This window comes from Streptomyces sp. NPDC005811 (assembly GCF_040630405.1).
Lineage (GTDB): Bacteria > Actinomycetota > Actinomycetes > Streptomycetales > Streptomycetaceae > Streptomyces.
This window is the reverse complement of the sequence record NZ_JBEXXK010000125.1, coordinates 1-5,407: the sequence shown is the minus strand read 5'-3', so window position 1 is coordinate 5,407 and position 5,407 is coordinate 1. Positions and strand designations below refer to the sequence as shown.

Here is a 5,407-nt window from a genome sequence, read left to right as displayed (position 1 = left end):
ACTCCACATCGGCTACTTCGACCAGCGCGTCGACGCGGTCGTCGCCGAGGAGCCCCTGTTCGACCCGTCCATGTCCCGCCTGCGCGGCTGAGCGAGCAGGGTCCGCCCCGAGGGAAGGAGCACCGCCGGTGACCGCACAACTGCTCGACGGCAAGGCCACCGCCGCCGAGATCCGCCGTGAACTCGCGGAGCGCGTGGCCAAGTTGACGGCGGCGGGGGGTCGGCCGCCCGGTCTGGGCACCGTGCTCGTCGGCGACGATCCCGGCAGCCGTGCCTACGTCGCCGGCAAGCACCGGGACTGCGCGCAGGTCGGCATCGCCTCCCTCCGCCGCGACCTGCCCGCCGACGCCACCCAGCGCCAGGTCGAGGACGTCATCGACGAACTCAACGCCGACCCGGCCTGCACCGGGTACATCGTCCAGCTCCCGCTCCCGGCCCACCTGGACGCGAACGCCGTACTGGAACGCATGGACCCGGCCAAGGACGCCGACGGACTGCATCCGGTGAACCTCGGCCGGCTCTCCCTCGGGGTCGACGCACCGCTGCCGTGCACCCCGCGCGGCATCGTCGAACTCCTCCGCCGTCATGACGTGGCCCTCGCCGGAGCGAGGGTGTGCGTGATCGGCCGGGGCATCACGGTGGGACGTCCCCTCGGGCTGCTGCTCACCCGCAGGTCCGAGAACGCCACCGTGACCCTGTGCCACACCGGCACCAAGGGCCTGGCCTGGCACGTCCGGGAGGCGGACATCGTCATCGCCGCCGCCGGTTCGCCCGGCCTGGTCACCAAGGACATGCTGCGCCCCGGCGCGGCCGTCCTGGACGTCGGCATCACCCGTACCGACCAGGGCCTGGTCGGTGACATCCACCCGGACGCCGCGACCGTCGCCGGCCGGCTCGCGCCCATGCCCGGCGGGGTCGGACCCATGACACGGGCCATGCTGCTCGCCAATGTCGTCGAGGCCGCCGAGAAGAAGGCCGGCGCGGCATGAACCCGCACATCCCCGACTGAGGCTGGACCCCTGTGACCGTCATGGCCCACACCACCACCCCTTCCCGGCCGGGTACGCCCGAGCTGCACCCGCACGGGCTGCCCCGGCCCGGCCGGACCCTGGTCATGGGCGTCGTGAACGTCACGCCCGACTCGTTCTCGGACGGCGGGCTGTCGTTCGCCCCGGAGGCGGCCGTCGCGCACGGACTCGCGCTGGTCGGGCAAGGTGCGGACATCGTGGACGTGGGCGGTGAGTCCACCCGGCCCGGCGCCGTGCGTCCGCCGGTGGCGGAGGAGCTGCGCCGGGTGCTGCCCGTGGTCCGGGAACTGGCCGCGGCGGGCGCGGTCGTCAGCGTCGACACCATGCGGGCCGAGGTCGCCGCCCGTGCGCTGGACGCGGGCGCGCGGCTGATCAACGACGTCTCCGGGGGGCTCGCCGATCCCGCGATGCTGCCGTTGATGGCGCGGACCGGAGCGCCGTACGTCGTCATGCACTGGCGCGGACACGCCGCGGGCATGCAGGCGAACGCCCGCTACGGCGATGTCGTGACGGAGGTGCTCGGCGAACTGCGGGCGAGGGTCGACGCCGCGCTGGCCGCGGGGATCGCGCCCGGGTGTCTGATCGTCGACCCGGGGCTGGGCTTCGCGAAGGAGGCCGGGCACAACTGGGAGCTGCTCGGCCGGCTGGCGGAGGTGCGCGCGCTGGGCTGTCCCGTGCTCGTGGGGGCCTCGCGCAAGTCGTTCCTGGGCGCCCTGCTGGCGGACCCGGTGACGGGGCTGCCCCGTCCGGCGGCGCAGCGGGACGCCGCGACCACGGCCGTGTCCGTGCTGGCCGCGGCGCAGGGTGTGTGGTGTCTGCGCGTGCACGACGTCGCCTCGACGCTGGACGCGGTACGGGTGACCGCCCGCTGGGGTGACGAGGGTGGGCCGGGCTGAACCGAGGGGTCAGCCCAGATGGCCCATCCGGCGGCTGATCTCCGCCGCGCCCTCGACCAGCAGGGGGGCGAGTTCATGGATGCGCGCCTCGGTGAAGCGGTAGGCGGGGCCGGAGGCGCTGAGCGCGGCGATGACCTCGCCGTCCCGGGAGCGGATCGGGGCCGCCATGGCGTGCAGCCCGATCTCGAGCTCCTCCAGCGTCATCGCGTACCCGCGGTCGAGCGCCTCGGTGAGGTTCTTCTCCAGCTTGGACTTCACCGTCAGGGTGTGCGGCGTCAGCTTGCGCAGCCCGGCCGAGGTGAGCACGTCGGCGCGGGCCTGCGTGGGCAGATGGGCGAGCAGGATCTTGCCGCTCGACGTGGCGTGCAGCGGGGTGAGCTGCCCCACCCAGTTGTGCGCGCCGACGGCGCCGGGGCCGCGTACCTGATGGAGGTTGACGGCGTAGTGCTCCTGGAGGACCGCGATGTTGACGGTCTCGCCGATCCGGTCGCTGAGCCGCTCGCACACCACCCGGCCCTGCTGGGTGATGTCGAGCCGGCCCGTCACCGCGCCGGCCAGCCGCACGAGCCCGAAACCGAGCCGGTACTTGCCGCGCTCGGCCGTCTGCTCGACCAGACCGCGTGCCTCCAGCGCGCCGAGCAGGCGGAACGCCGTCGACTTGTGGACGTCGATCTCGGCGGCGACCTCGCTGACACCGGCCTCGCCGCGCTGGGCGAGGATCTCCAGGACGCTGACGGCGCGGTCGACGGACTGCACGCCGTTCACCGCACCTGACGTTGCGCCCTCTGCCGCGTAGTTGCTCATAGCGCAACTATACGCAATGGCCGAGGGAGGGCGATGGGCCGCCTCGACCGGACAAGGGGTCGAACGGACACTTGACGCCGCCTGGTTCCCCGCACCCTAGGGCCGGTCCTTCGTCAGCGGAAGACCACGGTGCACTTGCCATTGACCAGGACGCGGCTCTCGCTGTGCCACTCCACGGCGCGGGCGAGCACCCGGGCCTCGACGTCGCGGCCGATGGTGACCAGCTCGTCGGGGTCGCGGGAGTGGTCCACCCGGACGACGTCCTGTTCGATGATCGGGCCCTCGTCGAGGTCGGACGTGACGTAGTGCGCCGTGGCCCCGACGAGCTTCACCCCGCGCTGGTACGCCTGGACGTACGGCCGTGCGCCCTTGAAGCTGGGCAGGAAGGAGTGGTGGATGTTGATGGCCCGGCCGTCGAGCTGCTTGCACAGGTCGTCGGAGAGGATCTGCATGTAGCGGGCCAGCACCACCAGGTCGACGTCCAGTTCGCTCACCAGCTCCAGCAGCCGCGCCTCGGCCTCGGCCTTGGTGTCCCTGGTCACCGGGATGTGGTGGAAGGGGATGCCGTAGCTCCGCGCCAGCGGCTCGAAGTCGCGGTGGTTGGAGACGATCGCCGGGATCTCGATGCGGAGCGAACCGGTGGACCTGCGGAAGAGCAGGTCGTTCAGGCAGTGGCCGAACTTCGAGACCATGATCAGGGTGCGCGTGGGGGTCGAGGCGTCGTGCAGCTGCCAGCTGATCCCGTACGCCTGCCCGACCGGGCCGAAGCCGGTCCGCAGGTCCTCCAGCGAGACGCCGGGGTCCGACACGTCGAAGTGCACCCGCATGAAGAAGCGGCCCGAGATCCGGTCGTCGAACTGCCGGCTCTCCAGGATGTTGCCGGAGCGGTTCAGCAGGAAGGTGGTCACGGCATGGACCAGGCCGGCCTGGTCAGGGCAGGACAGGGTGAGGACGAACTCGCGGCCGGGCTGCGGTCGAGGAGACATGGCCATCCTCCGTGATCGGGTGCGCAACATGTCTGGCGCGTGCGTATTGCGCAACACTGTGGGCGATACGCAACATGCTCCAATGGTGGCGACCCGGCGGTCAAGGGGTCAGGGGCGGCGGAGATGGCCCAGGCGGTGCGAGATCTCCTCGGCGGCCGCCCGCACGGCGGCGCAGACCTCCGGCAGCCGCTGCGCGGTGAGCCGGACGGACGGTCCCGACGCGCTGAGCGCGGCGACCGCCTGCCCGTTGAACGTGAAGACCGGCGCGGCCACCGCGTTCAGGCCCGGTTCGAGCTCCTCGAGGCTGTACGCGACACCGTCCGCGCGGGCCTTTTCGAGCTGGGCCCGCAGGATCGCGGGGTCGGTGACGGTGTGCGGGGTGTAGCTCTCCAGGGGCTCGGTGAGCCGGTCCGCGAGCTCGGGGTCGGGCAGATGGGCCAGCAGGATCTTGCCACTGGACGTGGCGTGCAGCGGGGTGCGCCGGCCCAGCCAGTTGTGCGTGGTGAGGGCCGAGGGGCCGAGCACCTGGTCGATGTTGATCGCGGCGTCCCGGTCCAGGATCGCCAGGTTGATGGTCTCCGCGATCCGGTGCGCCAGCCGCTCGCACACCGGGCGGCTCTGCTGGGAGAGGTCCAGCCGGGCCGTGGCGGCACCGGCGAGGCGGATCAGGCCGAGGCCCAGGCGGTACTTGCCCCGCTCCTCCGTCTGCTCGATGAGTCCGCGCATCTCCAGGGCGGTGGCGAGGCGGGACGCCGTGGACTTGTGCACCCCGAGTGCGGCGGCCATGTCGGTGACGCCCGCCTCGTCGTGCCGGCCCAGGAGTTCGAGGATGGTCGCCGCCCGGTCGACCGACTGCACCGGGGACTCGGGCTGTGCCGGAGCGTCCGTACCGTCGCTCATTGCCGCTGTCGCTCCTCCGTCGTTGTTTCTCTATAGAGAACGAGTATCGCATTATGCAACATCGTCCGAGCGCGCCGAAACCCTTGACAGTGGAAGTCCGCGAGGGGACAGTTTCGGCGAACGTTGCTTATAGCGAAGAGTGTTGCGATATACGCAACAGGAAATCGACCCTCGCCCTCTCCGAAGGTGACACGATGACCAGCACGAACCTGCCGCCCAGCCTGATCCCCACGCTGACCGGCGAGTACTACACCGACCCCGAGGTCTTCGCCCAGGAGCAGGAGCGGGTCTTCGAGGCCATGTGGTTCTGCGTGGCCCGCGCCTCCGAACTGGACAAGCCCGGCGCGTTCCGCACGTACCAGGTCGGCCGGGAGAGCGTGCTCGTCTCCCGGGCCCGCCACAACTCGGTCAAGGCGTTCCTCAACGTCTGCCGGCATCGCGGCGCCAGACTCTGCACCGAGGAGTCCGGCGAGGTCAAGCGAGCCTTCCAGTGCCCCTACCACGCCTGGACGTACGGCCTGGACGGCAAGCTCGTCGCGGCCCCGAACCTGACCTCGATGCCCGACATCGACCGGACCGAGTACGGCCTGGTCAACGTCCATGTCCGTGAATGGCTCGGCTATGTGTGGGTCTGCCTCGCCGACGAGCCGCCGTCCTTCGAGGCGGACGTGCTGGGCGCGGTCGTCGAACGCCTCGGCGATGTCGCCTCCATCGAGCGCTACGACGTCGACAGTCTCTCCGTCGGCAAGCGCATCACGTACGACGTGAAGGCGAACTGGAAGCTCATCATCGA

6 protein-coding genes are annotated in these 5,407 nt (G+C 71.1%); 3 read left to right on the top strand and 3 right to left on the bottom strand.

Annotation, left to right across the window (positions count from 1 at the left end):
• Window positions 1–128 precede the first annotated feature (128 nt).
• Window positions 129–989: a bifunctional methylenetetrahydrofolate dehydrogenase/methenyltetrahydrofolate cyclohydrolase gene (locus ABZ490_RS51950; protein WP_359008027.1), complete on the top strand. Its 861-nt coding sequence runs from the start codon at window positions 129–131 to the stop codon at window positions 987–989.
• Between the two features lie 125 nt (window positions 990–1,114).
• The gene (gene folP, locus ABZ490_RS51945; RefSeq protein WP_359008033.1) at window positions 1,115–1,924 is read left to right on the top strand and encodes a dihydropteroate synthase; all 810 of its coding nucleotides are present in this window, start codon (window positions 1,115–1,117) and stop codon (window positions 1,922–1,924) included.
• 9 nt (window positions 1,925–1,933) lie between these two features.
• Here the strand turns inward: folP and ABZ490_RS51940 are convergent, their stop codons facing one another.
• The 3 genes from ABZ490_RS51940 to ABZ490_RS51930 all read right to left on the bottom strand — a co-directional run bounded on the left by ABZ490_RS51940 (window position 1,934) and on the right by ABZ490_RS51930 (window position 4,614).
• The gene (locus tag ABZ490_RS51940; RefSeq protein WP_359008030.1) at window positions 1,934–2,680 is read right to left on the bottom strand and encodes an IclR family transcriptional regulator; all 747 of its coding nucleotides are present in this window, start codon (window positions 2,678–2,680) and stop codon (window positions 1,934–1,936) included.
• A 161-nt stretch (window positions 2,681–2,841) separates the two neighbouring features.
• Window positions 2,842–3,714, bottom strand: coding sequence for a formyltetrahydrofolate deformylase (purU, locus tag ABZ490_RS51935; protein ID WP_359008024.1), 873 nt, complete (start codon window positions 3,712–3,714; stop codon window positions 2,842–2,844).
• A 108-nt stretch (window positions 3,715–3,822) separates the two neighbouring features.
• Window positions 3,823–4,614: an IclR family transcriptional regulator gene (locus ABZ490_RS51930; RefSeq protein WP_359008021.1), complete on the bottom strand. Its 792-nt coding sequence runs from the start codon at window positions 4,612–4,614 to the stop codon at window positions 3,823–3,825.
• Between the two features lie 194 nt (window positions 4,615–4,808).
• Between ABZ490_RS51930 and ABZ490_RS51925 the strand changes: the two genes are divergently transcribed.
• A partial coding sequence (locus ABZ490_RS51925) for an aromatic ring-hydroxylating dioxygenase subunit alpha (RefSeq protein ID WP_359008018.1) occupies window positions 4,809–5,407 on the top strand: 599 nt, incomplete at its 3' end.

What these genes read in the sequence shown, in the direction of transcription:
- ABZ490_RS51930 (WP_359008021.1), bottom strand. Translation starts at nt 4,614, where the DNA reads ATGAGCGACGGTACGGACGCTCCGGCACAGCCCGAGTCCCCGGTGCAG.
- folP (WP_359008033.1), top strand. Translation starts at nt 1,115, where the DNA reads ATGGGCGTCGTGAACGTCACGCCCGACTCGTTCTCGGACGGCGGGCTG.
- purU (WP_359008024.1), bottom strand. Translation starts at nt 3,714, where the DNA reads ATGTCTCCTCGACCGCAGCCCGGCCGCGAGTTCGTCCTCACCCTGTCC.